Source organism: Pseudomonas sp. GW822-FHT07A10, assembly GCF_058798795.1.
Window position 1 is genome coordinate 1 of record NZ_JBXAKV010000005.1, and the last position, 24,171, is coordinate 24,171.

Sequence of the window (24,171 nt, forward strand, 5' to 3'; positions counted from 1 at the left end):
CACTGCGGTGCATGCACATGTTTCAACGGACCGGGTAATCAAGGCCGCCAAAACGAAAAGACCTTGAAAGGGATGGCTGTAAGAGCGGAACCAATAGCCGCCGTTACCGCAGAAACGGATATGTACCCCAGACCCCAGACCCCAGACTCCAATCACCGCTCCGAATGCCTCCCCATTCACCCACACCCCATATCCCCCCGGTTAACAAAACATAACGTGGCGTCGATTGTCAGACCTTTCCAAACCCCGATAGGATAAGCCCAGCTTCCGAAGGGGCTCTGGATTGCGGGTTTCAGGACTATGCTCTGGAATAGGGCAGTCCCGGTGAGCACCCCCTTACGGCGCCCTGAAAGGTTGAATGACCTAACAATAATAATGGGGGAAGGTCTATGAGTGAGCCTGTCATGGGTGTGAGTATTTGCCGCCCGCCGGCGTTACGCAGGTTCGCGTTGCTGGCTACAGCGCTCTCGCTGTTGGGTTGTGCCGTGTTGTCGGCTCCTGTGCTGGCCGCTGCCGCGCCGACCACCGACGTGGTTTATTCCATTGAATCCGCCAAGGCCAGCAAAGGCCTGATGCTCGATGTCGTGCATGCCGGCAAACGCCTGGTGGCGGTCGGCGATCGCGGGCATATTCTGTATTCCGATGACCAGGGCGCGACCTGGACCCAAGCCAAGGTGCCGACCCGGCAACTGCTGACAGCGGTATTTTTTGTCGATGACAAGCACGGTTGGGCCGTCGGCCATGACGCGCAGATCCTCGCCAGTGAAGACGGCGGTGTCACCTGGAGCAAACAATTCGAAGACCTGCGACGCGAATCGCCGCTGCTCGACGTCTGGTTCAAGGACGTCAACAGCGGCTTTGCCGTGGGCGCCTACGGTGCCTTGCTGGAAACCACCGACGGTGGCAAGAACTGGGAAGACGTCAGCGATCGCCTGGCCAACGAAGACCAGTACCACCTCAACGCCATCGCTGCAGTCAAGGATTCCGGCATTTTCATCGTCGGCGAGCAGGGCAGCATGTTCCGTTCCGGCGATGAAGGGCAGACCTGGGAAAAGCTTGAAGGCCCCTACGAGGGCTCGCTGTTCGGCGTCATCGGCACCGCGCAACCGGCCACGCTGCTGGTCTACGGCTTGCGGGGCAATCTTTACCGCTCCACGGATTTCGGCACCACGTGGGAGCAGGTCGAGCTCAAGGCTGCACGCGGTGCGCTGGAATTCGGCCTGTCCGGCGCCACGTTGCTCGACGACGGCTCCATCGTGATCGTCGGCAACGGCGGCAGTGTCATTCGCAGCAGCGACGACGGCGAAACCTTCAGTGTGTTCAACCGTCCCGATCGCATTTCCGTCTCGTCGGTCACGGCGGCGGGCAACGGTAATCTGATTCTGGCAGGTCAGGGCGGCGTTCGCGTCACCTCGCCAACGGGTGCAGAGAATGGAACAAACGGGTCGTCCAAATGAGCCGGGCAAATAATAAGAAGGCGGGTCTATGACATCCTTAAGCACTCCTCATCAGGACAAGGCGACGTTTCTTGAGCGCCTGATCTTCAACAACCGCCCGGCGGTGATCGTCATCTGCCTGCTGGTCAGTATTTTCCTGTTCTGGCAGGCGACGCTGATCCGGCCGTCCACCAGTTTCGAAAAAATGATCCCGCTCGAGCATCCGTTCATTGAAAAGATGATGGAGCACCGCAACGATCTGGCGAACCTGGGCAACACCGTACGGATTTCCGTTGAAGCCACCGATGGCGACATCTTCTCCAAGGAGTACATGGAGACTCTGCGCCAGATCAACGACGAGGTGTTCTACATCTCCGGCGTCGACCGTTCCGGCCTCAAGTCGCTGTGGAGCCCGAGCGTGCGCTGGACCGAGGTGACGGAGGAGGGCTTCGCCGGTGGTGAAGTGATCCCCCAGAGCTATAACGGTTCCCAGCAAAGCCTCGACCTGTTGCGCAACAATGTGCTCAAGTCCGGGCAGGTCGGGCGCCTGGTGGCCAACGACTTCAAGTCGAGCATCGTCGACATCCCGCTGCTGGAGTCCTATCCGGACCCGCAAGACCAGGGCAAGTTACTGGCGCTGGACTACCGCAAGTTCTCGCATGAACTTGAAGACAAGATCCGCAACAAGTTCGAAGCCCAGAACCCCAACGTGAAGATCCACATTGTCGGGTTCGCCAAGAAAGTCGGCGACCTGATCGATGGGCTGGTCATGGTGGTGATGTTCTTCGGCGTCGCCTTCGTCATTACCCTGATCCTGCTGTACTGGTTCACCAACTGCATGCGCAGCACCGTGGCAGTACTGAGCACGACGCTGGTGGCGGTGGTCTGGCAGCTCGGCTTGATGCACTTTTTCGGCTTCGGGCTGGATCCGTACTCGATGCTGGTGCCGTTCCTGATCTTCGCCATCGGGATTTCCCACGGCGTGCAGAAAATCAACGGTATCGCCTTGCAATCCAGCGAGGCAGAGAACGCACTGACCGCGGCGCGGCGAACATTCCGTCAGTTGTTCCTGCCGGGGATGATCGCGATTCTCGCGGATGCGGTGGGTTTTATCACGCTGCTGATCATCGACATCGGCGTGATTCGCGAACTGGCTATCGGCGCGTCCATCGGCGTGGCGGTGATCGTATTCACCAACCTGATCCTGCTGCCGGTTGCCATTTCCTACGTGGGTATCAGCAAACGCGCCGTCGACCGCAGCAAGAAAGACGCGCACCGCGAGCATCCCTTCTGGCGCATGCTGTCGAACTTCGCCAGCGCGAAAGTCGCACCGGTGTCCATTGTCCTGGCGCTGATCGCGTTCGGTGGTGGCCTCTGGTACAGCCAGAACCTGAAAATCGGTGACCTCGACCAGGGCGCGCCGGAACTACGCCCAGACTCGCGCTACAACAAGGACAACAGCTTCATCATCAACAACTATTCCACCAGTTCCGACGTGCTGGTGGTAATGGTCAAGACCAAGCCCGAAGGTTGCTCGCGCTATGAGGCCATGGCACCGATCGACGAGCTGATGTGGAAGATGCAGAACACCGAGGGCGTGCAGTCGGCGATCTCGCTGGTGACCGTGTCCAAGCAAATGATCAAGGGCATGAACGAGGGCAACCTGAAATGGGAAACCCTGTCGCGCAATCCGGACGTGCTGAACAACTCCATCGCCCGTGCCGATGGTCTGTACAACAACAATTGCTCCCTGGCGCCGGTGCTGGTGTTCCTCAACGATCACAAGGCCGAAACCCTGGATCGCGCGGTTCATGCGGTGCAGGACTTCGCCAAGGACAACAACAAGGAAGGCCTGGAATTCCTCCTCGCCGCCGGTAATGCCGGGATCGAGGCCGCCACCAACGAAGTGATCAAGCGTTCCGAACTGACGATACTGGTGCTGGTGTACATCTGCGTCGCGACCATGTGCATGATCACCTTCCGTTCCTGGGCGGCGACCTTGTGCATCGTGCTGCCGCTGGTGCTGACCTCGGTGCTCGGCAACGCACTGATGGCGTTCATGGGCATCGGTGTGAAAGTGGCGACCTTGCCAGTGGTGGCACTCGGGGTGGGGATCGGCGTGGATTACGGGATCTACATCTACAGTCGCCTGGAAAGCTTCCTGCGTGCCGGTCTGCCGCTGCAAGAGGCGTACTACCAGACGCTGAAATCCACCGGCAAGGCTGTGCTGTTCACCGGTCTGTGCCTGGCAATCGGCGTGTGCACCTGGATTTTCTCGGCGATCAAGTTCCAGGCCGACATGGGTCTGATGCTGACCTTCATGCTGCTCTGGAACATGTTCGGCGCGTTGTGGTTGTTGCCGGCGCTGGCGCGGTTCCTGATCAAGCCGGAAAAACTGGCAGGACAGAAGGGCAACTCGCTGTTTGCTCACTAGGCGTAAGCCTGACCCAAAAAGCCGCAACTCAGGTTGCGGCTTTTTTTATGGGGGACCGAGTCACTCAGCGTGGTTGTAGCGTCAGGAATGCACTGTTGGCCAGTTCCTTGCTGATGATCCCGCGGTGGATATCGATTTTCTGTTTCGGATCTGTAGCCTTGGCCATCGCCGACTCGTAGGTTTCGAAGCGTTGTTCCCTGGTTTTCAGATGGGCCTGGGTATATTGCGTCTTGGCATCATCGAAGCGCTCATAGTGAAAATGTGCGTACCCCCAGGGTTGATCGTCTTTGTTCAACAGGACGTACTCCTGCATGAAGTCTTTACGTCCGGTTTTCAGTTGTACGCGATTGCCAATCATGCGTGGGTAAACCTCCTTGCACCGTAACAGAAACTCCACACCCTCACTGCTGGGGGGCTGGGCCAGTGTCATGCGGATGCGCAGTTCTGATGCCTTACTGTCGAGGGCTCGCGCGTGATCGCGTAAATCGCGGATTAACGAGGCATCTTGTTCCCGGTTTGGCGAGGGTGCCTCGTGGTGTTCCAGGCCCTCGGCATACCCGGTCAGCTTTTGTGCTTCGCGCTGCAATTGCTCTTCAATTTCCTTGGGTGAGCTTGCGCGTTGCACGTAACCTTCGATTTTCCTTACCTGCTTTTCGACATTGGCGATGGCCTTGCGGGCATCCCCTTTGAGCTGTGCGTAGGAGTGTGCGGAGGTCTTGGGCGCGGGCTGCCTGACCTCGACCATTTCTACCCAGACATTCGGTTCATGTTCATGGAACGAAGCCAGTGGTGCATCTTCAAGTGGACCGTTGATATCAACAATGTCTCCACCCTGGTTAGCCACGCGGGGGCGAATATCACCGATCAGAGTGCCCTTGGCGGTTTTGATGACCCGCTTGCGACTGGCCCATGAAGAGGGGCGCTGGATCGGGGGCTTGCTGGCTCCGGGTGAAGACGGACCAGGCTCGGAGACCGAAGGTTGCGGGAGATATTGAAGGTCGTCGGCCAGACGTCGCTCGGCATCGAGGCGCAGTTCACCGATGATCTCTCGCAGGCGATTGAAGGCCGCCGGCTGTAATTCTTCGGCATTGAAGATGCCGATACTTTCAAGCCCGTCCAGTGCTTTGCGGTAGTGATCGACCAGGTTGTCCAGAACGGCGATCCGATCGCTGTTGTTATAAGTGCGAGACGTTTGCAGTTCGGAATGGGAGCGAGACAGTAACATCAGGGGATCGAGCGCGCGTTCGAGTGGGGTCATGGTGGCGCTTCCCAGTTCCTTCAGGCTGAGAATACGCAAGATGCTCAGTTGGTAGGATTTGACTCGCAATGCGGTCAATTCATTTTCGGAGCGATTGTCGGTCAACCGTTTCCAGTCCTCGAAGCCCAAGCGAGACAGGTGTTTAAGCTCCGCAAGTCGGCTCTCTGTTTCTTCGTAGAACCTGATCATGGTTTCGTTGACTTCGGAGGTCCTGCGCATGAATTCGAAGTATCGATCCAGCACGACGTTGCCCTTGTCCTTGATTGCTTCGCGCAAGTGTTCGATACCGCGGGTCAAGTCCGCGTAAGTTCGATGGGTGGCTTCCCGTTCCCGGTCGGCGATGACAATACGTTTGCGCGCGTTGTTGATGAGATTCTCCAGCAGGCTGCGCTGCAGGTTTGGATCGGGATCAGTTTTGCTCAGAGCGCTTTTTTCGCGGATTTCGGCAAGCGCCGTGACATAGGTTGCGCTCTGTTTATCCAGTTCGTCCGCGAACCGTTGGCGAAAAGTGGCGCGATCCTGCTCGCTGCTGGCGGGGTCGTTTGTTTTCAGCTCCATCAGCTTTTCCGCGATATCAACGCGTTTTTGCACCTGCGTCTGTTGCTGCAAGAATTCCTGGTGGTTCAGTGCCAGCAGGCTGATGCGTTGTTGTTTGCTCTCGCGCAGGGCATCCCGCCTGGCGTTACGTCCTCCGCCGAGCAGTTTCAGCCCTTGATCCAGCGTCCACCGGCCGTATCCATCGGTTTTGAGCTTGATTCCCGGATGGTCGGGATGCTCGGGATGCACCAGGTAGGCCTCACCGAAACCGGGCACGACACTCACGCGAAACAGCAGGCCGGCGACCGTGACGTGCCATTTGTCGTCGATCCGGTACAGACCCTTGAACGGACCGCTTGCAACAGGCTCTGGCAGGGACGCGGGCCATGCAACCTTGACCGCTTGCAGCCTGTTGAACAGCCGCGCCGAGGTCGAGTCCCGAGCGGTCGACAGGTTGAAATCCAGCAACGTATCGCCACTGCCTGGCGGTTCGGAGGGCAGTCCGGGTGTTTCTTGAGTGATGTTTGTCTCGGGATTCAGCAAGTCCAGTGGCAACAGACGGCGCAGCGGATCGAGGGTCACCGGAGCGTTTTCGCCCATGCGCTCTGGCGCCAGTGCAGGCCGTTCACCTTGAGTTCGTGCGACGTGCAAAAGGAGCAGGCCGATGTTCAAGAGCACATCGACCCAGGCCAGATTCCGGGTAGTTGGGTCATCACTGTCCAGTGCGGGCAGGTCGTTGATCAGGCTATGGGTGATTTGCAGCATCCAGCCCACCAGCATTGCCGGGCCGCGCAACAGTGGCAGTACCAGGTTGTTAAAGACCAGCCAGCCACCCTCAAGGATGATCGCCCAACGGCTTTCGGCATTGGACACCGATTGCCTGTCAGCCAGATCGGCCAGCGCCCGGGCGTTGCTGGCGAACAGGCTGGCCGGCAATCGACCTTCCTCCAGTGCACTGAGCCACTGGGCCGCAGGTTCGTCGCCTGCCAGAATCGCCGGTTTCGGCTTGTCGGGTGGTGAGAACTCGTCGCTGATGTGAAAGTGGTTGATATGCGGTTCGTTGAAACCGTTGTTGTCGTAAACCGGACGTGCGCGGTCCGGGAGCCAGGTCAGCACGCTGGTTTGCAGCGCGCCCTGTTGCGCGACCGCTTTGAGCAAGTCGCTGCGTGCGGCGTATTGCTGCAGTGACGGGGTGTACAACGGGCGATAGAGGATATGTGGACCACTGGCCTGCAAGTCTTTGGGCTCGATGATGAACATGTTGGCGGCCACATCACAGTCGGCGCCGTCCTTGCGTTGGAAGGCCAGGGGCCGGATGACCACGGCCTGTTCATCGACGACCCGTTCGGCGGCGGTGCGATTCATCAACGCATTGACATAGCGATACCCCAGATGGGTGAACCCGTGCTCACTCTTGATCGAATGCTCGAGGGCCAGCAGGGGGAGATGAACCGACAGTTCCAGCGCGAACAATCGTTCCCGCTCCCGTGCGTCGTCGGTCTGGCCGAGCAGTAAGGTTTCGATCAGTTCGGGATAGTGCTGGCCGACATTGACCCGGCTCACCAGGTCCAGCAGATAGGCGTCGGTAGTCCACTGCTGAATCAGTTGGTCTCCCGTGTGACGGACAGTCATGCGGCCCTTGGGTTTTGCGGCGAGATTGTTGATCGCCAGCTCGGTCAGGGTCATTTTGACGGTTTCGATGTAGCCGCTGCCGAGGTCACCGACGGGTACATGAAAGGTCAGTTCCAGCTCGTCGGAGTTGTAACCGGGCGCCAGCGGATAATCTTCCTGCATCTGCTTGTGCAAGGCTTTTCGGGCAAACGTACGAAGGTCGTCGATGCCATCGTTGAAGGTGCGCCCCTGGGTCTGTTGCTTGACGCTGGCCATGGCCAGGACATGCTTGCGATAGGCCATGCGGTCAGTGGGTGTCGCCGCTTGCAACCACCTGGGAATCGATGCCTGTATCGGTTGAAAAACGGCATCGACCGGTTGGCTATCGATGAACAGCGTGGCGACTTCGGTGATCGCGTCAACGTGTTTCGCCAACTCGCCCAGGCCCTGGCTGGCGGGCAGTTTGAGCGCAGCCAGATCTTCCAGTTGCCGGTTCAGGAGCAGGGCAGCCTGAATGTCAAAGATGTTACCGTCCGGCTCAAATCGCTTCCAGGTGATGACATCGGCTTTGTATGCCTGCTGAAACCGTGCGCCCCAAGCCAGGCCGAAAGCTTCCAGGGAAGAGAAGGGCTCGATTTTGCCGGTCACGCTGCACAACAAATGGGTTTCACCACAAGTCACCAGGAGCTCGGAGGCCAGCAGCGTAATCGAAACGTCACCTTTGGTCAGGGTGGTTTGCAGGGTGCAGGCTTGTATTGGGCCTATTGACCGGGGCTGCTGGAGACGCTGCAGGTTGTCCGGGTAGCTGGCCAGCTCCGTGAGAATCCCGGCCTGCACCGGGTCGCTTTTCGACAGGCGGGTCGCGGATGTCTGCAGGACACCGGCCAGCAAGTCTCCCAGCCATTGCCAGCGGCTGACGCCGGTCTCGTCCTGCTGGTTCCAGTAAAGGGTCAGCGATTCCTGAAGCCCGATGTGCAGCAAGTCGGGCAGCTCAAGGATGACCCCCGCAATCACCTGGAGATCAGGCAGGCTCGATGTGGTTTTGCCGACAGTCAGTTGCGCGGGCGCACGGTTGGTCAGAAAGCAGGCACGACTGAACTGCTCGCTGAAATCGACAGGCGTGCCGCTGGCCAGATAATCCAGTACCAAGTCCAGCAGCAACGTGAGGCGCCAGGCCCCGTTGGGAATCGGCTGCGCGATTTTGGTTCGCTCAGGGTCGAAGTCCAGTTGCGGGTACTTTTCCAGTACGCCGTCCTTGAGCAGGCGAGCGGTTTCCGAGCGCAGGGTGGGGCGGGAGCTGAAGCGGGCGCTGACGGCGTGCGCGATGATGTTGGTCAAATCCGCCGTGGCAGGGGGGGATGCAGGTATCGGCATGATGCAATCCTTTGCATGGGTTGAGTTACGCAAAGTAAGGCGAGGCCGGAATGGATGTGCGGTAACGGGATACCGCAGATCCGACAATTCGATGATCTAAGTGATGACTACGTGGCGGCAATGAGCCCAGGGGAATTGTGGTGGTTATGAGGGATCGGTGCCGAGCACCACATTCAGCGCATTACGCGCATCGTCCAGTTGCACCAACGTCGCATGCCGCGCACCCAGCGCATCGCGATTCTCGATAGCCGTGAGAATCGCCTTATGCCGAGGCAACGCCAGTTCATGAAGGTTCGGCCGTTGGTTGGAGTGCTTCAAGGCTTCGGCAATCGCCACCGACAACATGTTGCACAGGTTCGCCAGCAAGTCGTTGTGGGTCGCGTCGGCGATGCGGCTGTGGAAATCCAGGTCCGGTTGCAACAAGGCTTCAGGCGTCGGCGCGGCTTCCATGCGTTGGTAGGCTTCACCGATGGAGGCGATGTCTGCGTCGGTGGCGAACTGCGCGGCCAGGGCTGCCGCGGCCGGTTCGATGATGCTGCGCACGCTGGTCAGCAGGCTGAAGAACTCATTCTGCGGGCTGCTTTGCATCAACCAGTGCAACACGTCCGGGTCGAGCATGTGCCATTCCCGGCGCGGCTTGACCACGGTGCCGACCCGCGGACGGGAATACACCAGGCCCTTGGCAACCAGCACTCGGGTCGCTTCGCGCAGGACTGGCCGGCTGACCGCGTATTCCTCGCACAACAGGGCTTCGGCGGGCAGTTTGTCGTCCGGTTTGAAGCGTCCCGAGACAATCTGCATGCCCAGTTCCTGGACGATGCGCGAGTGCATGCTTTTGCGGTCGGAGGGTTTGCGGTAATCCATGGGGAACGGCGCGGTCCTGTGCGATGGGGTGCTGCGCATGATAGCAGGCGCGAGTGGTGGGCGATCCAGCCCTTTGATGATCGTTCCCACGCTCTGCGTGGGAATACAGACCGTGACGCTCCGCGTCACTTTCCGTGCGGGGACGCGGAGCGTCCCTTGAGGCATTCCCACGCGGAGCGTGGGAACGATCGGCGAAAGGGTCAGTGAGAGTGACGCGGCACCTCGGCTCCACGACAACCGACCAGGAAGTCGAAGTCGCAGCCCTGATCCGCCTGCAGCACATGGTCGATGTACAGCTGGCGATAGCCGCCCACCAGCAACTGTTGTGGCGGTTGCAGATCGGCCATGCGCGCGGCCAGTTCGGCATCCGGAATGTCCAGATGCAAACGTCCACTGGCGCAATCGAGCTCGATCCAGTCGCCTTCCTTCACTGCCGCCAAAGGCCCGCCGGCGGCGGCTTCCGGTGCCACATGCAAGACCACGGTACCGTACGCCGTGCCGCTCATGCGTGCGTCGGAAATGCGCACCATATCCGTCACACCCTGGGCCAGCAGCTTGGCCGGCAAGCCCATGTTGCCGACTTCGGCCATGCCCGGATAACCCTTCGGCCCGCAGTTTTTCATCACCAGAATCGAGTTGGCGTCCACGTCCAGTTCCGGATCGTTGATCCGCGCCTTGTACATATCGAAGTTCTCGAACACCACCGCGCGCCCACGATGTTGCATCAGCTCGGCACTCGCTGCGGAGGGTTTGAGCACCGCACCCAGTGGCGCCAGGTTACCGCGCAGCACACAGATGCCGCCGTCGGCGCGGATCGGGTTGTCGAGGGTGCGGATCACTTCGTCCTGGCCATAGATCGGCGCGTCCTTGGTGTTTTCGCCGAGGGTTTTGCCGTTGACGGTGAGGGCGTTCGGGTTCGGAATCAGGTTGGCTTCGCCCAGGCGACGCAGCACCGCAGGCAAGCCACCAGCGTAGTAGAACTCTTCCATCAGGAAGCGCCCGGACGGTTGCAGGTCGACAATGGTCGGCATGCCGCGACCGATGCGGGTCCAGTCATCCAGGTCCAGTTCGACACCGATGCGCCCGGCGATGGCTTTCAAATGGATCACCGCGTTAGTCGAGCCGCCGATGGCAGCGTTCACCCGGATGGCGTTTTCGAAGGCTTCCTTGGTGAGGATTTTCGACAGCTTCAAATCTTCGCGAACCATCTCCACCGCACGCATGCCGGACATGTGCGCAAGTACATAACGGCGGGCATCCACCGCCGGAATCGCCGCGTTGTGGGGCAGGGAAGTGCCCAGTGCTTCAGCCATGCAAGCCATGGTCGAGGCGGTGCCCATGGTGTTGCAGGTGCCGGCGGAACGGGACATGCCGCCCTCGGCCGCGAGGAAATCATCAAGGGTGATCGTGCCAGCCTTGACCTGTTCGCTGAGCTGCCACACCACCGTGCCTGAACCAATGTCCTGGCCCTTGTGCTTGCCATTGAGCATCGGCCCGCCGGTGACGACGATCGCCGGCACGTCGCAACTGGCCGCGCCCATCAGCAGCGCCGGAGTGGTTTTGTCGCAACCGGTGAGCAGCACCACGCCATCGATCGGGTTGCCGCGAATGGCTTCCTCGACGTCCATGCTCGCCAAGTTACGGGTGAGCATGGCGGTGGGGCGCAGGTTCGATTCGCCGTTGGAGAACACCGGGAATTCCACAGGAAAGCCACCGGCTTCGATCACCCCGCGTTTGACGTGCTCCGCGATCTGGCGGAAATGCGCGTTGCACGGAGTCAGTTCCGACCAGGTGTTGCAAATGCCGATGATCGGCTTGCCGTGGAACTGATGGTCGGCGATGCCCTGATTCTTCATCCAGCTGCGGTACATGAAGCCGTTCTTGTCGGCAGTGCCAAACCATTGGGCGGAGCGCAGGGTGGGTTTCTTATCAGTCATGGTCGGTTCTCTTATTGTATGACTATATTGTTCGAGCTGTGGCGTAACATAAGCGCAATTTCGGCTGTTTGGAAGTGTTGTTGGTTAAATAGTAATACTATATAGTCGATTTCAACGGAGGGATGGCCCTGGTGGTTTTCCGCGAGAGGCGTCCCCCGAGGTTCTATAACAACAACAATCGGAGACCGAACTCATGAGCCAGGAATTGCGGCTTATCCGTCGCATCACGTTGAAACTGATTCCCTTCCTGATCCTGCTGTACCTGATCGCCTATGTGGATCGCTCCGCCGTGGGGTTCGCCAAGCTGCACATGGGCGCCGACGTGGGCATCGGTGATGCGGCTTACGGATTTGGCGCCGGGCTGTTCTTCATTGGCTACTTTCTGCTGGAGATCCCCAGCAACCTGATGCTCGACCGCTTCGGCGCCCGCCGCTGGTTCGCGCGGATCATGGTCACCTGGGGTGCTATCACCATCGGCATGGCGTTTGTCCAGGGCCCGAACAGCTTCTATGTGATGCGTTTTCTGCTCGGCGCGGCCGAAGCCGGGTTCTTCCCGGGCGTGCTGTACTACATCACCCAATGGTTCCCGATTCGCCATCGCGGCAAGATCCTCGGGCTGTTCATCCTTTCCCAACCCATCGCCATGATGATCACCGGCCCGGTGTCCGGCGGCTTGCTCGGCATGGACGGCATGCTTGGTCTGCACGGCTGGCAGTGGCTGTTCATCGTCATCGGCACGCCAGCGATCCTGCTGACCTGGCCGGTGCTGCGCTACTTGCCGGACGGCCCGGACCAAGTGAAATGGCTGGATCAATCCGAGAAAGACTGGCTGACCGGGGAACTGAAAAAAGACCTCGCCGAGTATGGCCAGACCTGCCACGGCAATCCGTTGCATGCACTGAAGGACAAACGGGTGTTGCTGCTGGCGCTGTTCTATCTGCCGGTGACCTTGAGCATCTATGGCCTCGGTTTGTGGCTGCCGACGCTGATCAAGCAGTTCGGTGGCACGGACCTGGTGACCGGGTTCGTGTCATCGGTGCCGTACATCTTCGGAATCATCGGTTTGCTGATCATTCCGCGCAGTTCCGACCGCCTCAATGATCGCTACGGTCATCTGGCGGTGCTGTATGTGTTGGGTGCCATCGGCCTGTTCCTCAGCGCCTGGCTGTCGGTGCCGGTGCTGCAACTGGCGGCGCTGTGCCTGGTGGCATTCGCGCTGTTTTCCTGCACGGCGGTGTTCTGGACCTTGCCGGGGCGCTTCTTCGCCGGCGCCAGTGCGGCGGCAGGAATCGCGTTGATCAATTCGGTGGGTAACCTCGGCGGCTACATCGGCCCGTTCGTGATCGGTGCGCTGAAGGAGTACACCGGCAACCTGGCGTCGGGGCTGTATTTCCTGTCCTGCGTGATGGTGTTCGGCCTGGTTCTGACCGGCGTGGTGTATCGCCTGCTGGAACGCAAGCACGTGCTGCCGGCCGACCAGTTCGCGGCAAGTGCCCGCGGTGCTACCCGTACCTGACGCGAGATTGGCCAACAAGTTTTGCATTAACAGGAGAAGGTTCATGCGTTTAGTTCAGTTCGAATTGAGTAATGGCGAACGCCGCGTCGGCGTGGTCGAAGACGGTCTGGTGCGTGAAGTGCAGGATGCGCATACGGTGCGGGATCTGGCGCTGGCGGCGATCGAGGCGGGCACCAGTCTTGAGCGACAGGTTCAAACCCTGGGGCTGGGCATCAGCCACAACTATGCCGAGCTGCTGGCCAAGCTGCGCATCCTGCCGCCGCTGGATCACCCGGACCCGGCGCATATGCTGGTCAGCGGCACCGGCCTGACCCATTTGGGCAGCGCCTCGGCTCGGGACAAAATGCACCAGCAGGCCGGCGATGAAGCGGCGATGACCGACACCATGCGCATCTTCAAGTGGGGCGTGGAGGGCGGTAAACCTGCAGCCGGCCAGGCCGGTGTACAACCGGAGTGGTTCTACAAGGGCGACGGCAGCATCGTCGTGAGACCGGGCAAGCCTTTCCCGCTACCGCCCTTTGCTGAAGATGCTGGGGAAGAGCCCGAGCTTAGCGGCCTCTATGTCATCGGCCATGACGGCAAACCGTATCGCCTCGGTTTTGCTGTGGGTAACGAGTTCTCCGATCACGTGATGGAACGCAAGAATTACCTTTACCTGGCCCATTCGAAACTGCGCAGTTGCAGCTATGGCCCGGAGCTTCGGGTCGGCGAATTGCCACAACACCTGGCGGGCACCAGCCGCATTCTGCGCGACGGCGAAGTGCTGTGGCAGAACGAGTTCCTCAGTGGCGAAGCCAACATGTGCCACAGCCTGGAAAACCTCGAGTACCACCATTTCAAGTACAGCCAGTTCCTGCGCCCCGGCGACGTGCACATCCACTTCTTCGGCACCGCGACCCTGTCCTTCGCCGACGGCATCCGTACCCGGCCGGGCGATGTGTTCGAGATCAGCCAGGCCGAGTTCGGCGCCCCCTTGATCAACGGCATCGCTCCGGTTGAAGCAGCGTTCGAACCCGGCACCGTCGGCACACTTTAAGGAGACACCCATGACCCGGATTCTTGGTCACAACTACATTGGCGGTGAGCGCAGCGCTGCCGGCACCGTCAAACTGCAAAGCGTCGATGCCAGCACTGGCGAGGCTTTGCCCCACGATTTCTACCAGGCCACTGCTGCAGAAGTCGACGCCGCCGCGAAGGCCGCCGCCGCCGCTTACCCGGCCTATCGCAGCCTGAGCGCCGAGCGCCGTGCGCAATTTCTGGACACGATTGCCGATGAACTGGACGCCCTGGGCGATGAGTTCGTGGCTGTGGTCTGCCGCGAAACCGCATTGCCGACGGCGCGGATTCAAGGTGAGCGTGGGCGCACCAGCGGCCAGATGCGTCTGTTCGCCAAGGTGCTGCGGCGTGGTGATTTCTATGGCGCGCGGATCGATCTGGCGCTGCCGGAACGCCAGCCACTGCCGCGTCCGGACCTGCGTCAGTACCGCATTGGCCTGGGGCCGGTGGCGGTGTTTGGCGCGAGTAACTTTCCGTTGGCGTTTTCCACGGCGGGTGGCGACACCGCTTCCGCCTTGGCCGCCGGCTGCCCGGTGGTGTTCAAGGCCCACAGCGGCCACATGGCAACCGCTGAATGGGTGGCCGACGCGGTGATTCGCGCCGCTGAAAAAACCGCCATGCCGGCCGGTGTGTTCAACATGATCTACGGTGGTGGAGTAGGGGAAGCACTGGTCAAGCACCCGGCGATTCAGGCGGTCGGTTTTACCGGTTCACTGAAAGGCGGTCGGGCGCTGTGCGACATGGCCGCGGCACGGCCGCAGCCGATTCCGGTGTTCGCCGAGATGTCGAGCATCAACCCGGTGATCGTGTTGCCGCAGGCGCTGGAAGTTCGTGCTGAAAGCATTGCCCGTGACCTTACGGCTTCGGTGGTGCAGGGCTGCGGGCAGTTCTGTACCAATCCGGGGCTGGTGATCGGCATTCGTTCGCCGCAGTTCAGTGCGTTCGTGCAACAGGTGGCCGGGCTGATCGGCGATCAGCCGGCGCAAACCATGCTCAACGCCGGCACCTTGAGCAGCTATGGCAAAGGCCTGCACAAGCTTCTTTCGCATCCGAAAATCGAGCACTTGGCCGGTAATCCGCAACAAGGCAATCAGGCGCAGCCGCAATTGTTCAAGGCGGATGTGAGTCTGTTGCTCGATGGCGATGAAGTGCTGCAAGAGGAAGTGTTCGGCCCGACCACGGTGTTTGTTGAAGTGGCGGATCAGGCGCAACTCAGTGCTGCGCTGAACGGCCTGCACGGGCAACTGACGGCAACGATTATCGGTGAGCCGGCGGACTTCGAACGCTTCGGCGAGCTGACGTCCTTGTTGGAGCAGAAGGTCGGGCGGATCTTGCTCAACGGTTATCCGACCGGTGTGGAAGTCTGCGATTCGATGGTCCATGGCGGGCCGTATCCGGCGACTTCCGATGCGCGCGGCACTTCGGTGGGCACCCTGGCCATCGACCGTTTCCTGCGCCCGGTGTGCTTCCAGAACTACCCCGACAGCCTGCTGCCGGACGCGTTGAAGAATGGCAATCCGTTGCGTATCCAGCGCCTGGTCGATGGCAAACCATCGCGCGATGCCCTCTAACCGCTGTGGCGAGGGGGCAAGCCCCCTCGCCACAGTCCGTTCCCGCATTGAGCTATCATTGCCCTTTCCCATTCAAAGATTGACTGCCATGACTGCCGTAAACGACACCTTGCTCAACGCCCTCGAACATTGCGACATGCTGGAGATCGACGGGTTGTACGCTTTCGATTTCTCTCTCGATGAAGACGATAACCTGCACATCGAATGCATGGACGGTCGGGCGCTCAAGCGCTGGGAGTTCAGCATGGCGCAGATCAAGGCGGCGACTTTCGATCCCGATTTGAAGAGCTGGATCATCATCGGTGATTCCGGTGAACACCGGCTGGTGCCTATGGAAGCGTTTGGTGGTCAGGATGACGAGGACGAAACGAATGAGGATGCGTAACTTCTGGCCACTGTTGATCGCCGGCAGCGTCGGCGCGATGGGCGTGCAGGCGGCGCCGGTCGACAGCTACGAGTTGCTGGTGGGGTCGTACACCGCCGGCCAGAGCCAGGGGATTTATCGCCTGAACTTCGACAGCCGCACCGGGCAGATCGATGCCAAGCCGCTGCAAGTGGTGAAGAGCGCCAACCCGTCCTGGCTGACCGTGTCCAAGGATCAACGTCGCTTGTTCGCGGTCAACGAAAACGGCCCGGGGCAGGCCGATCCGGTAGGGCGCGTCAGCAGTTACGCAATCGATCCGAAAACCCATGAGCTGAGCCTGATCAATCAGATGCAAACCCTGGGCAACGAGCCGACCCATTCGAGCATCAGCGGTGATGCCAGCCATCTGTTTGTCAGCAACTACTCGGTGGCTGAAGACCCGGGTGGCACCCTGGCGGTGTTACCGGTGGGCAGCGATGGCACGCTTAAACCGGTGGTGCAGATGAGCAGTCATCCGGCCAGCCGAGTCAACCCCGAGCGGCAGATGTCGGCGCACGTGCATTCGGTGGTTTCTTCGCCGGACGGCCGCTACGTGTTTTCCAATGACCTGGGCGCGGACAAGGTCTTTGTCTATCGCTTCGACCCCAAGGCCAATCCGGAACTGCCGTTGACTGCCGCCAAGCCCGCGTCCGTCCAGTTGCCACCCGGCAGCGGGCCGCGACATTTGCTGTTCAGCGCTGATGGCAAGCACGCCTGGCTGACCCTGGAAATGAGCGCGCAGGTGGCGGTGTTCGACCATCAGGACGGCAAACTCGAGCAAACGCAGTTGGTCGATCTGGCGGCGGGGCTGCCCACATCGGGCAAGGCTGCGGCTGCGCTTCACGCCTCGGCTGATGGCAAGTTCCTTTACGTCAGCAACCGTGGCACCGCCAATCAGTTGCTGGTGTTCGCCATCGACCCGGCAACCGGCCACCTCAAGGAACTTCAGCGTCGCTCGGTGGACGGCGATCACCCGCGCGAGTTCAGTCTCGACCCGAGCGGCAAATTCGTGCTGATTGCCAACCAGAAGAGCAACCAGATTGTCGTCATCGAGCGTGACGCCAAGACCGGCCTGTTGGGCAAAACCGTGCAAAAACTGCCGATGGATGCCCCGAGCGATCTCAAGTTTCTGCTGCGTCAATAGGCCGCAGGCCCCGGTTGATGGGGCCTGCAACCTTCTATTAATGAGACTGATATCGGCTAATGCTACAAAGCATTTCAAGGCGCCGACCCTCGGGAGTTAAGTTTGCTTCACGGCCCAACCGGGCAAGCAAGCCAACTGAATCGAGGAATACCGCCATGAACTTCAATCTCTTCTCTGTTATCGCCGCTTCCGCTATTTCCGCCACTGTTGCACTGCCTGCCAGCGCCAACGTTGAAATCAGCGACAAAAAATCCCACACCCAAAGCTACACCCAGAAATACCTGCAACAGAGCGCCAACTTCTACGCCGCGCTGGATCACAAAACCCAACACTGAAATGTCAGCCCTGCACCCTTTATGCAGGAGCGAAGTCACTTGCCGATCGGCCCACAGGCGTCGAAAAGCCCCGAAGTGATGTCGCTCCTGCATAACGCATTTACGACAGCATCATATTGCTATCAATGTAGTGCTTGATATCACATGGCCATGTGTTTAAATTTGACGCTGATTTTTTGACTCCTTCCCTAAAAGGATCGACAGCATGGCGATGCGTCTGGCAGTGGTTCTCCTGTTTCTCTATTCCACCCCGATTCTGTCGGCTGCCCAGCCCGTTCCCAACGAGCCGGAAGCTGCCCGTGAGCGCTTGATGAGTTTTATCGAGGACTGAAACACGCTGGGTTCAAGATCAATAAAACTGATAGCTACTATGCATAAAGGTCGCTAGTTATCTTCTGTTTTTTGATCGATTCTGTGGGCACTGAAACATGCCCACGGAGAACACCATGGCCAGCACCATCCTCACTTCTGCCAAACACGGCGCCTACCTGGCCATTGGTCTTTACGTGGCCATGGTGTTGGTCGTCAGCCTTTCGGCTCAATCGCAACACAGCCTTCAAGCACCGATTCAGATCGCTTATCCCGGCATCCAGTTCGAACACCGCGCCCAACACGCGGTGGTTGATGACGCCGACTTGGCGGGAGTGGCCGGGGCATGAAAGGACGCAGACTCTGGGTCATCGCCTTCCTGGCGTTCATGACCAACGGCGCTTCGTTGTTGGGGATCGGGCAGGGCTCGGCGGGGTCGGTGGCGCGGGCCATCGAATGCAACCACAACATCGCCCACAACATCCAGACCGCCAAAGCGCTGGAGTTGCTGGTGGGTAATCCGCCGAGCAAATCCAATGGCGAATTTTTCGGGCCATTCCAGGTGGATTGCTCGGCGTTGGGGATGTGTGAAGTGTTGGCCTGATTCCCTTACCTGCACACACCCACACCTGTAGCAGCTGCCGAAGGCTGCGTTCGGCTGCGAAGCAGTCGTAAAACCAGAGCTTGCGGTGCATCAGTCAGACCGCATCAGCCGAGTTTACGACTGCTACGCAGCCGAACGCAGCCTCGCACGCTCGGCAGCTGCTACAAAGGCTACTTCTGCATCACACCCGTGAACAATTCTGACTCGATGAAGCGCTGCAACCAGCCCTGCAATCGCACATAAGGCGTCTGCCCGAACCACTCGCGATCCACATGGGCGAATTGCCGCACGAACGGCATCAAGGCGACATCCGCCAGGCTCGGGTGCGCGGCCAGCAAGTAGGCGCGCCCCTCCAGCAACTGATCCAGCTTGCGCAAGAACACCTCGCCCTCGGCGCGATAAAACGTCATTGGCTGCTCGGGATAACGCTCGGCGTATTTGTAGCGATTGAGGTGCACCTTGAACACCTGATCGTTTTCTTCGATCAGCCTGGCGATGTATTGCTGCCCGACAGGGTCATCCTTGAGCAGCCAGTCCTGCGGATCGTTCTGCGCCAGCGCCCAGCGCATGATTTCCAGGCTTTCATCGATCACCCGGCCGTCCACGCTCAGCACCGGCACTGTGCCTTTGCTCGACAGCGCGAGCATTTCGGCCGGTTTGGCCTTGAGGCTGACCTCGACGATATTCACCGCAACCCCCGAATAACGCAGGGCCATGCGAGCGCGCATGGCGTAGGGGCAGCGGCGGAACGAATACAGCGTGATCATTTCACCTCCAGGGTACTCAGGCCGTTGCCCTGACGGTGGACCCGGATCTGCACCGGAATCCGTTCATGCATTTCCTGTACGTGGGAAATCACCGCGACCTTGCGTCCCTGCGCCTGCAGGCCGTCGAGGGCGTCCATGGCCAGTTGCAGGGATTCGGGGTCGAGGCTGCCGAAGCCTTCGTCGATGAACAGCGATTCGATTTTCAGCGTGCTCGATGCCATCGATGCCAAACCGAGCGCCAGCGCCAGCGACACCAGGAACGTCTCGCCGCCGGACAGCGAATGCACCGAGCGCAGTTCATCGCCCATCTCGGTGTCCATCACCAATAACCCGAGCATGCTGCCGCCCCGTTTCAGGCGATAGCGCCGCACCAGTTGCCGCAATTGGACGTTGGCGTGATGCACCAGCAGGTCGAGGTTGTAGGCCTGGGCGATTTTGCGGAAGGTGTCGCCGGTGGCCGAACCGATCAGCGCACTCAAGCGCGCCCAGCGCTGGTACTCGGCGTAGGCGTCGGCGATCTGCTGCGCCAGCGCCTGATTGGCGTTTTGTCGACGCTGATCTTCGGTTTGTTCGGCACGCAATTCGGCGCAGCGATGCTCGCTGGCGGCGAACAGGTTTTGCAGCTCGGTCAGTGCCGTGGCCAGTTGTTCGGCGTCCAGGTTGCCGTTGTGCTGCGCCTGATGATCGCGCAAGCGCTGATCGCGCTCCTGCAACAGCACCTTGGCTTGCGCGATGTCTTGTTCGCTTTGCTGCAATCGTTGACGCAGCTCGCTGAGCTGTTGGTCGTTGACGCCGAGCAGCGCTTCCAGCCCACCGTCGTCCAGTTCTGGATGCTGCGCGCGCCAGTCAGCGATCTTGCTGCTCAGCTCGCGGTCTTCGCTTTCCAGGGCTTGCGCACGTTCCTGTTGCGCCTTGAGTTCGGCGGCCAGTTGCACCAGCCCCGTGCGCACGCTTTGCAGTTCCTGATTGGCCGTCGCTTCGGCATTGCGTGCCTGCTCGACGGCCTGATCCAGTTGCTGCTGCCATTGTTCGGCGCTGGCGTGTTCGCCCAGCAGTTGCGTCAGTTTTTCCTGGCAAGCCTGTTGTTGCCCGGCCAGCGCGCTGAACTGCTGCTGCGCGGCGTCCAGTTGCTGGGTGCGGGTCTGCTGGCGGTCCTGTTCTTTGTCCAGCGTCTGCTGGCGTTGTTGCTGTTCAGCGAGTTCATCGCGCTGCTGTTCGAGTTGTTGCAGGCGCTGGGCGATCTGCTGGTCGAGCTGCATGAAAGTCGCGGCGGGTTCATTGCGCAGCGCTTCCAGCGTCTCGGCTGGCAGCAGGCTGCTGAACGCGCTCAGTTCTTCGTCCAGGCGTTGGCGATCGCTGCTCAACTCCCGTTGCTGGTTGAGCAGGTGTTGTGTCGCCTGTTGGTTCGCCGCTTCGGCGCTGCGCAGTTGTTGCGCCAGTCGCGCGGCATCCTGTTGCAGGGTGAGCAGGGCGGTTTGCCGCTGTTCGTCCTGGGTGATGCTCTGGTTCAACTGGTTGCTTTGTTGGATCAGCCAGGCATCGCGTTTGTTCGCGTCCTGGGCCAACAGTTGGGCGGACAACGGGTGCGCTTCCAGGCTCGGCGCCAGGCTCTGTTGTTGAGTGGCGAGTTGTTCTTGCTGCTGCAGCAGTTCCTTTTGCTGAGCAATCAGGCCACCGACTTCGGCGCGCAGCTCGGTGAGTTTTTCCTTGAGCAGGTCGACGGCTTTCTGGGCGTTGGCCTGTTCGCTTTCATCGTGGCGGCCGAGGCTTTGCAACAAGGCTTCGGGCTGATGATAAGGATGGTCCGGGCTGCCGCAAACCGGGCACGGCTGATCGTCCAGCAGTTGTGCACGCAGCTCTTCGACGCTGGCACTGCGTGCCAGGCGCTGACGTTCCAGCAGTTCGCGGGTGACGGTCAGGGTCTGTTCGGCGACCGTCAATTCGGTCTTGGTCTTCACCCCGTCCTGGGTCAGACGATCACGCTCTTGCTGAGCGGCGACTTGGCGCTGCTGAAGTTCGGTGCCGCGCTTGTCCAGTTCCTGTTGGCTGGCCCACAGCCGCGTCAGTTCTTCAACGGCCCGCAGTTGCTTGCGGTTGTCCTGTAGCAGGCTGCCGAGGATCTGAATCTGCTCGGCCACGGCTTCGGGTTCGGCGCCAGCCTCTTTGTACAGCAGCTCCAGGCTCTGGCGTTGAGCGGCCAGATCTTCGGCGGCGCGGGTGGCGCTTTGCTCCAGGGCCGCCAGTTCGGACTGGCCCTTGTTCAGGCGGTTGCCGATCAGCATCAGTTGTTGCAGACGATCGCGGTAGGCGTTCCAGGCATCGCTCAGCGGCGTCAGATGAGTGCTTTTCTCAAGCTCACCGGCAATTTGCTGCAACCGTTCTGCGACTTGTTTCTGCTGGTCAAGCAAGCCCTGAATCGTGGTTTGGCCCTGCGTGCAGGCCAGTTCCGTCTGCTGCTTGAGGTCGGCACTGAGTTTGGCGTCCTTGACCAGGCGGGCGAGGGTGCTTTGCTCTTCGAAGGCCTGACGCAGCAGTGGTGCGCTGTGGCTGTGTTGGCTTTGCGCCGCGGTCAGTGCCGTTTGCGCCGCACTCAGGCTGTGTTCGAGCTGAGCCTGACGCGCGTTCAGTTCAGTCTGCTGTTGAATATGCTGCTGAATCTGCGCCGCCAGCGGTGTGAGCTGGGTGGTCAATTCGGTCTTGCGCGCGAACTGGTGCCGTTGCGGGGCCAATTGCTCCAGACGGGTCAGCTTCAAGCGCTCGCCGGCCAGGCTGTCCCAGTGTTGTTGAGCGGACTGCAGTTGCTCGGAGGCGCTCTGTTGCGCGTCCTGCAACTGACGCAAATCCTTGAGCCAGGTGTGTTGCAGCTCCAATTGCTTGAGCTGCGCCTGCTGGGTCTTGAGTTGCTGCTGCGCGTCATTGAAGCGCTCATCGAGCTCGGCCCGGGCTTCAGGCGACAGTGGCGTGACCCCGGTGGCCTGGTCCTGCAACAGCTTGTGGGCTTCGCGCGCTTCTTTGGTCTTGTCGAAGGCGCGGCGACCGAGGCGGGTGTAGAGCGCGGTGTCGGTGAGCTTTTCCAGCAGTTCGCTGCGGTCGTTGTCGTCCGCCTTGAGGAACGCACTGAACTCGCTCTGCGCCAACAACACGGCGCGGGTGAACTGTTCGAAGTTCAGGCCCAGTACGGACTCGATCTGACTCTTGAATTCAAGTTTCTGGCTGGCGAGCAGTTGATCCTGATCGATGTCGCGCAGGCTCTGGCGACTGGCTTGCAGCTTGCCAGCGGCCTTTTCCCTGGCGCGATTGGCTTCCCAGCGCGCGCGATAACGGCGGCCATCGATGCCAACAAAATCCACTTCGGCAAAGCCTTCACCGGTGCCGCGACGCAACAGCGTACGCGGATCGCCAGTGCTGATTTCACCATCGGCGTCCGGGGTTTTGGCGGAAGCTTGAGCGTTGTTCAGCCGCGGCACGGCGCCAAACAGCGCCAGGCACAGCGCATCGAGCAGGGTGCTTTTGCCGGCGCCGGTCGGCCCGGTAATCGCAAACAGGCCGGCACTGGCCAAGGGGTCGGCGGTGAAGTCGATTTCAAATGGCCCGGCCAGGGAGGCGAGGTTTTTCAGGCGGATCGCGAGGATTTTCATGGCTGTTCGCTCTCCATCTGCACATCTTGCAGCAGCTCGGCGAAGTCCCTGAGCGTTTGCTCGTCGACCTCGCTGCCGTAGTTGTCCTGCCAGGCGCGGCTGAACAGTTCCTGCGGCGTCAGTTGGTCCAGTTCGATCAAGGTGGCGCCGTCCTCGACGCCGTCGCGGCTGCCGTTGCCGGCGTATTCGGCGGCAATCCGCACCAGCCGTACAGCTTTGCCTTGCAGGGCTGTTTCCACTTGATGGCGCAGGTCCGGTTGCGGTTCATCGAGGCGCACCCGCACTTCCAGCCACGGCTGGCGCTGGATGTCGGCGAGCAGGTCGATGTTGGGCAGGTCGGCCAGTTGCAGCAGGATTTCCGCCAGCGGCGCGGGGCCGAGGCGTTGCAGGTTCACTGGTCGGGGAATGAGCTTCGGTTCGACGCTGAGCAGGGTTTCGCCATCGAGTTTGATGTCGAGAATCTGATGTTGATAACCGATCTCGGAGAACGACAACGGAATCGGCGAGCCGCTGTAGCGGATGCGTTCTTCGCCGTTGACCTTCTGCGGCTTGTGCAAATGCCCGAGGGCGACATAGCTGATGCTCGGCCCGAACAGGCTGGCAGGCAGGGCTTCGGCGTTGCCGATGATCAGGCTGCGCTCGGAGTCCTCGGACACCGAACCGCCGGCCATGTGCGCATGGCTGATAGCGATCAGCGCCTGACCCGGTTTGCGCTTGGCGTTCGCCGCTTCAATCAGCCATTCGTGAACCTGGCTGATGCCGCGCAAATAGTTGTCACCCAGGTGCGCGCCGGTCACTTCGGCGGGGCGCAGGAACGGCAGCGCCAGGCACCAGGCAGCGATTGCGCCGCTGGCATCCGGCAACGGCAGCAACAGGCGTTCGGCATCCAGTTGGCCGTCATCCAGCCACAGCACGCGCCCGAGAGCGTGAGTGCGCAAGCGCCGCATCAACGGCGCGGGCAGTTCGATGCGCGAGCCGGAGTCGTGGTTGCCGGCGATCATCACGATGGTCAGCAAGGGCTGCTGTTCGTGGGCGCTGACGATGAAATCGTAGAGGCGTTCCTGGGCTTTGACCGGCGGGTTGACCGTGTCGAAGATATCGCCGGCAATCAGCAGCACATCGGGCTGCTCCAGCTTCAGCTGACGCAGCAGCCAGTCGAGAAAACAGGCGTGCTCGAAATCGCGTTCCTGGCCGTGCAGGTTCTGCCCAAGGTGCCAGTCGGAGGTGTGGAACAGACGCAAGGCGTACTCCGCAACAAAATAAGGTGATGGCCGCGGGGGAAATGATGGCGGCTAAAGAGGGGAGAGTTTACTGGCAAACACATGGGATGTGGTCAGGCACTGATTTTGTGGCGAGGGGGCTTGCCCCCGTTCGGCT

The 24,171-nt window shown here is 60.4% G+C and carries 17 protein-coding genes; 11 read left to right on the forward strand and 6 right to left on the reverse strand.

Features of this window, described 5'->3' with window-relative positions; genetic code table 11:
* Positions 1-389 precede the first annotated feature (389 nt).
* Positions 390-1,457: a WD40/YVTN/BNR-like repeat-containing protein gene (locus AC1RL4_RS10310; RefSeq protein ID WP_028940457.1), complete on the forward strand. Its 1,068-nt coding sequence runs from the start codon at positions 390-392 to the stop codon at positions 1,455-1,457.
* A 28-nt stretch (positions 1,458-1,485) separates the two neighbouring features.
* A complete protein-coding gene (locus tag AC1RL4_RS10315; protein WP_096480098.1) occupies positions 1,486-3,870 on the forward strand; it encodes an efflux RND transporter permease subunit in 2,385 nt (794 codons plus the stop codon).
* A 64-nt stretch (positions 3,871-3,934) separates the two neighbouring features.
* On the opposite strand, the gene AC1RL4_RS10320 is transcribed toward AC1RL4_RS10315, so the two are convergent.
* The 3 genes from AC1RL4_RS10320 to AC1RL4_RS10330 form a co-directional block, all read right to left on the reverse strand.
* Positions 3,935-8,650: a dermonecrotic toxin domain-containing protein gene (locus AC1RL4_RS10320; RefSeq protein ID WP_230172544.1), complete on the reverse strand. Its 4,716-nt coding sequence runs from the start codon at positions 8,648-8,650 to the stop codon at positions 3,935-3,937.
* Between the two features lie 144 nt (positions 8,651-8,794).
* Entirely contained in the window at positions 8,795-9,514 is a 720-nt protein-coding gene (locus tag AC1RL4_RS10325; RefSeq protein WP_019579311.1) for a FadR/GntR family transcriptional regulator, read from the reverse strand.
* 200 nt (positions 9,515-9,714) lie between these two features.
* Positions 9,715-11,451, reverse strand: a complete 1,737-nt coding sequence (locus AC1RL4_RS10330; RefSeq protein ID WP_018926177.1) for an IlvD/Edd family dehydratase — start codon at positions 11,449-11,451, stop codon at positions 9,715-9,717.
* A gap of 193 nt (positions 11,452-11,644) precedes the next feature.
* Here AC1RL4_RS10330 and AC1RL4_RS10335 point away from each other — a divergent pair, with 193 nt between their 5' ends.
* The 9 genes from AC1RL4_RS10335 (at position 11,645) to AC1RL4_RS10375 (ending at position 18,389) form a co-directional block, all read left to right on the forward strand.
* A complete protein-coding gene (locus AC1RL4_RS10335; protein WP_019579310.1) occupies positions 11,645-12,967 on the forward strand; it encodes an MFS transporter in 1,323 nt (440 codons plus the stop codon).
* 43 nt (positions 12,968-13,010) lie between these two features.
* On the forward strand, positions 13,011-14,003 hold the full coding sequence (gene araD1 / locus AC1RL4_RS10340) for an AraD1 family protein (RefSeq protein ID WP_096480100.1): 993 nt from the start codon (positions 13,011-13,013) through the stop codon (positions 14,001-14,003).
* A gap of 10 nt (positions 14,004-14,013) precedes the next feature.
* Positions 14,014-15,594 carry an aldehyde dehydrogenase (NADP(+)) gene (locus AC1RL4_RS10345; RefSeq protein ID WP_230172545.1) on the forward strand — a complete coding sequence of 527 codons (1,581 nt, stop codon included), beginning with the start codon at positions 14,014-14,016 and terminating at the stop codon, positions 15,592-15,594.
* An 88-nt stretch (positions 15,595-15,682) separates the two neighbouring features.
* Complete coding sequence (locus AC1RL4_RS10350) at positions 15,683-15,979, forward strand: DUF5629 family protein (RefSeq protein WP_493119595.1); 297 nt, start codon at positions 15,683-15,685, stop codon at positions 15,977-15,979.
* Entirely contained in the window at positions 15,972-17,141 is a 1,170-nt protein-coding gene (locus tag AC1RL4_RS10355) for a lactonase family protein (RefSeq protein WP_028940460.1), read from the forward strand. Before AC1RL4_RS10350 ends, AC1RL4_RS10355 begins: the two co-directional genes overlap by 8 nt.
* Before the next feature lie 155 nt (positions 17,142-17,296).
* Positions 17,297-17,476, forward strand: coding sequence for a hypothetical protein (locus AC1RL4_RS10360; RefSeq protein WP_019650041.1), 180 nt, complete (start codon positions 17,297-17,299; stop codon positions 17,474-17,476).
* 205 nt (positions 17,477-17,681) lie between these two features.
* Positions 17,682-17,807 carry a hypothetical protein gene (locus AC1RL4_RS10365; RefSeq protein ID WP_019579306.1) on the forward strand — a complete coding sequence of 42 codons (126 nt, stop codon included), beginning with the start codon at positions 17,682-17,684 and terminating at the stop codon, positions 17,805-17,807.
* 115 nt (positions 17,808-17,922) lie between these two features.
* A complete protein-coding gene (locus AC1RL4_RS10370; protein WP_019579305.1) occupies positions 17,923-18,135 on the forward strand; it encodes a hypothetical protein in 213 nt (70 codons plus the stop codon).
* A complete protein-coding gene (locus AC1RL4_RS10375; RefSeq protein WP_018926169.1) occupies positions 18,132-18,389 on the forward strand; it encodes a hypothetical protein in 258 nt (85 codons plus the stop codon). The genes AC1RL4_RS10370 and AC1RL4_RS10375 overlap by 4 nt, the downstream gene beginning before the upstream one ends.
* 170 nt (positions 18,390-18,559) lie before the next feature.
* Here the strand turns inward: AC1RL4_RS10375 and AC1RL4_RS10380 are convergent, their stop codons facing one another.
* From AC1RL4_RS10380 to AC1RL4_RS10390, 3 genes are read right to left on the reverse strand one after another with little or no spacing between them, the layout of a single operon-like run.
* Positions 18,560-19,156 carry a glutathione S-transferase gene (locus tag AC1RL4_RS10380; protein ID WP_204123759.1) on the reverse strand — a complete coding sequence of 199 codons (597 nt, stop codon included), beginning with the start codon at positions 19,154-19,156 and terminating at the stop codon, positions 18,560-18,562.
* Positions 19,153-22,794 carry an AAA family ATPase gene (locus tag AC1RL4_RS10385; protein WP_230172546.1) on the reverse strand — a complete coding sequence of 1,214 codons (3,642 nt, stop codon included), beginning with the start codon at positions 22,792-22,794 and terminating at the stop codon, positions 19,153-19,155. Before AC1RL4_RS10385 ends, AC1RL4_RS10380 begins: the two co-directional genes overlap by 4 nt.
* Positions 22,791-24,035: an exonuclease SbcCD subunit D C-terminal domain-containing protein gene (locus AC1RL4_RS10390; RefSeq protein ID WP_019579302.1), complete on the reverse strand. Its 1,245-nt coding sequence runs from the start codon at positions 24,033-24,035 to the stop codon at positions 22,791-22,793. Before AC1RL4_RS10390 ends, AC1RL4_RS10385 begins: the two co-directional genes overlap by 4 nt.
* Positions 24,036-24,171 lie beyond the last annotated feature (136 nt).

Excerpts from the sequence above, each read along its gene's own strand:
- AC1RL4_RS10345 (WP_230172545.1), top strand. The coding sequence starts at position 14,014 with ATGACCCGGATTCTTGGTCACAACTACATTGGCGGTGAGCGCAGCGCT.
- AC1RL4_RS10310 (WP_028940457.1), top strand. The coding sequence starts at position 390 with ATGAGTGAGCCTGTCATGGGTGTGAGTATTTGCCGCCCGCCGGCGTTA.
- AC1RL4_RS10365 (WP_019579306.1), top strand. The coding sequence starts at position 17,682 with ATGGCGATGCGTCTGGCAGTGGTTCTCCTGTTTCTCTATTCCACCCCG.
- AC1RL4_RS10320 (WP_230172544.1), bottom strand. The coding sequence starts at position 8,650 with ATGCCGATACCTGCATCCCCCCCTGCCACGGCGGATTTGACCAACATC.
- AC1RL4_RS10335 (WP_019579310.1), top strand. The coding sequence starts at position 11,645 with ATGAGCCAGGAATTGCGGCTTATCCGTCGCATCACGTTGAAACTGATT.
- araD1 (WP_096480100.1), top strand. The coding sequence starts at position 13,011 with ATGCGTTTAGTTCAGTTCGAATTGAGTAATGGCGAACGCCGCGTCGGC.
- AC1RL4_RS10315 (WP_096480098.1), top strand. The coding sequence starts at position 1,486 with ATGACATCCTTAAGCACTCCTCATCAGGACAAGGCGACGTTTCTTGAG.
- AC1RL4_RS10355 (WP_028940460.1), top strand. The coding sequence starts at position 15,972 with ATGCGTAACTTCTGGCCACTGTTGATCGCCGGCAGCGTCGGCGCGATG.
- AC1RL4_RS10370 (WP_019579305.1), top strand. The coding sequence starts at position 17,923 with ATGGCCAGCACCATCCTCACTTCTGCCAAACACGGCGCCTACCTGGCC.
- AC1RL4_RS10385 (WP_230172546.1), bottom strand. The coding sequence starts at position 22,794 with ATGAAAATCCTCGCGATCCGCCTGAAAAACCTCGCCTCCCTGGCCGGG.
- AC1RL4_RS10350 (WP_493119595.1), top strand. The coding sequence starts at position 15,683 with ATGACTGCCGTAAACGACACCTTGCTCAACGCCCTCGAACATTGCGAC.
- AC1RL4_RS10330 (WP_018926177.1), bottom strand. The coding sequence starts at position 11,451 with ATGACTGATAAGAAACCCACCCTGCGCTCCGCCCAATGGTTTGGCACT.
- AC1RL4_RS10380 (WP_204123759.1), bottom strand. The coding sequence starts at position 19,156 with ATGATCACGCTGTATTCGTTCCGCCGCTGCCCCTACGCCATGCGCGCT.
- AC1RL4_RS10360 (WP_019650041.1), top strand. The coding sequence starts at position 17,297 with ATGAACTTCAATCTCTTCTCTGTTATCGCCGCTTCCGCTATTTCCGCC.
- AC1RL4_RS10325 (WP_019579311.1), bottom strand. The coding sequence starts at position 9,514 with ATGGATTACCGCAAACCCTCCGACCGCAAAAGCATGCACTCGCGCATC.
- AC1RL4_RS10375 (WP_018926169.1), top strand. The coding sequence starts at position 18,132 with ATGAAAGGACGCAGACTCTGGGTCATCGCCTTCCTGGCGTTCATGACC.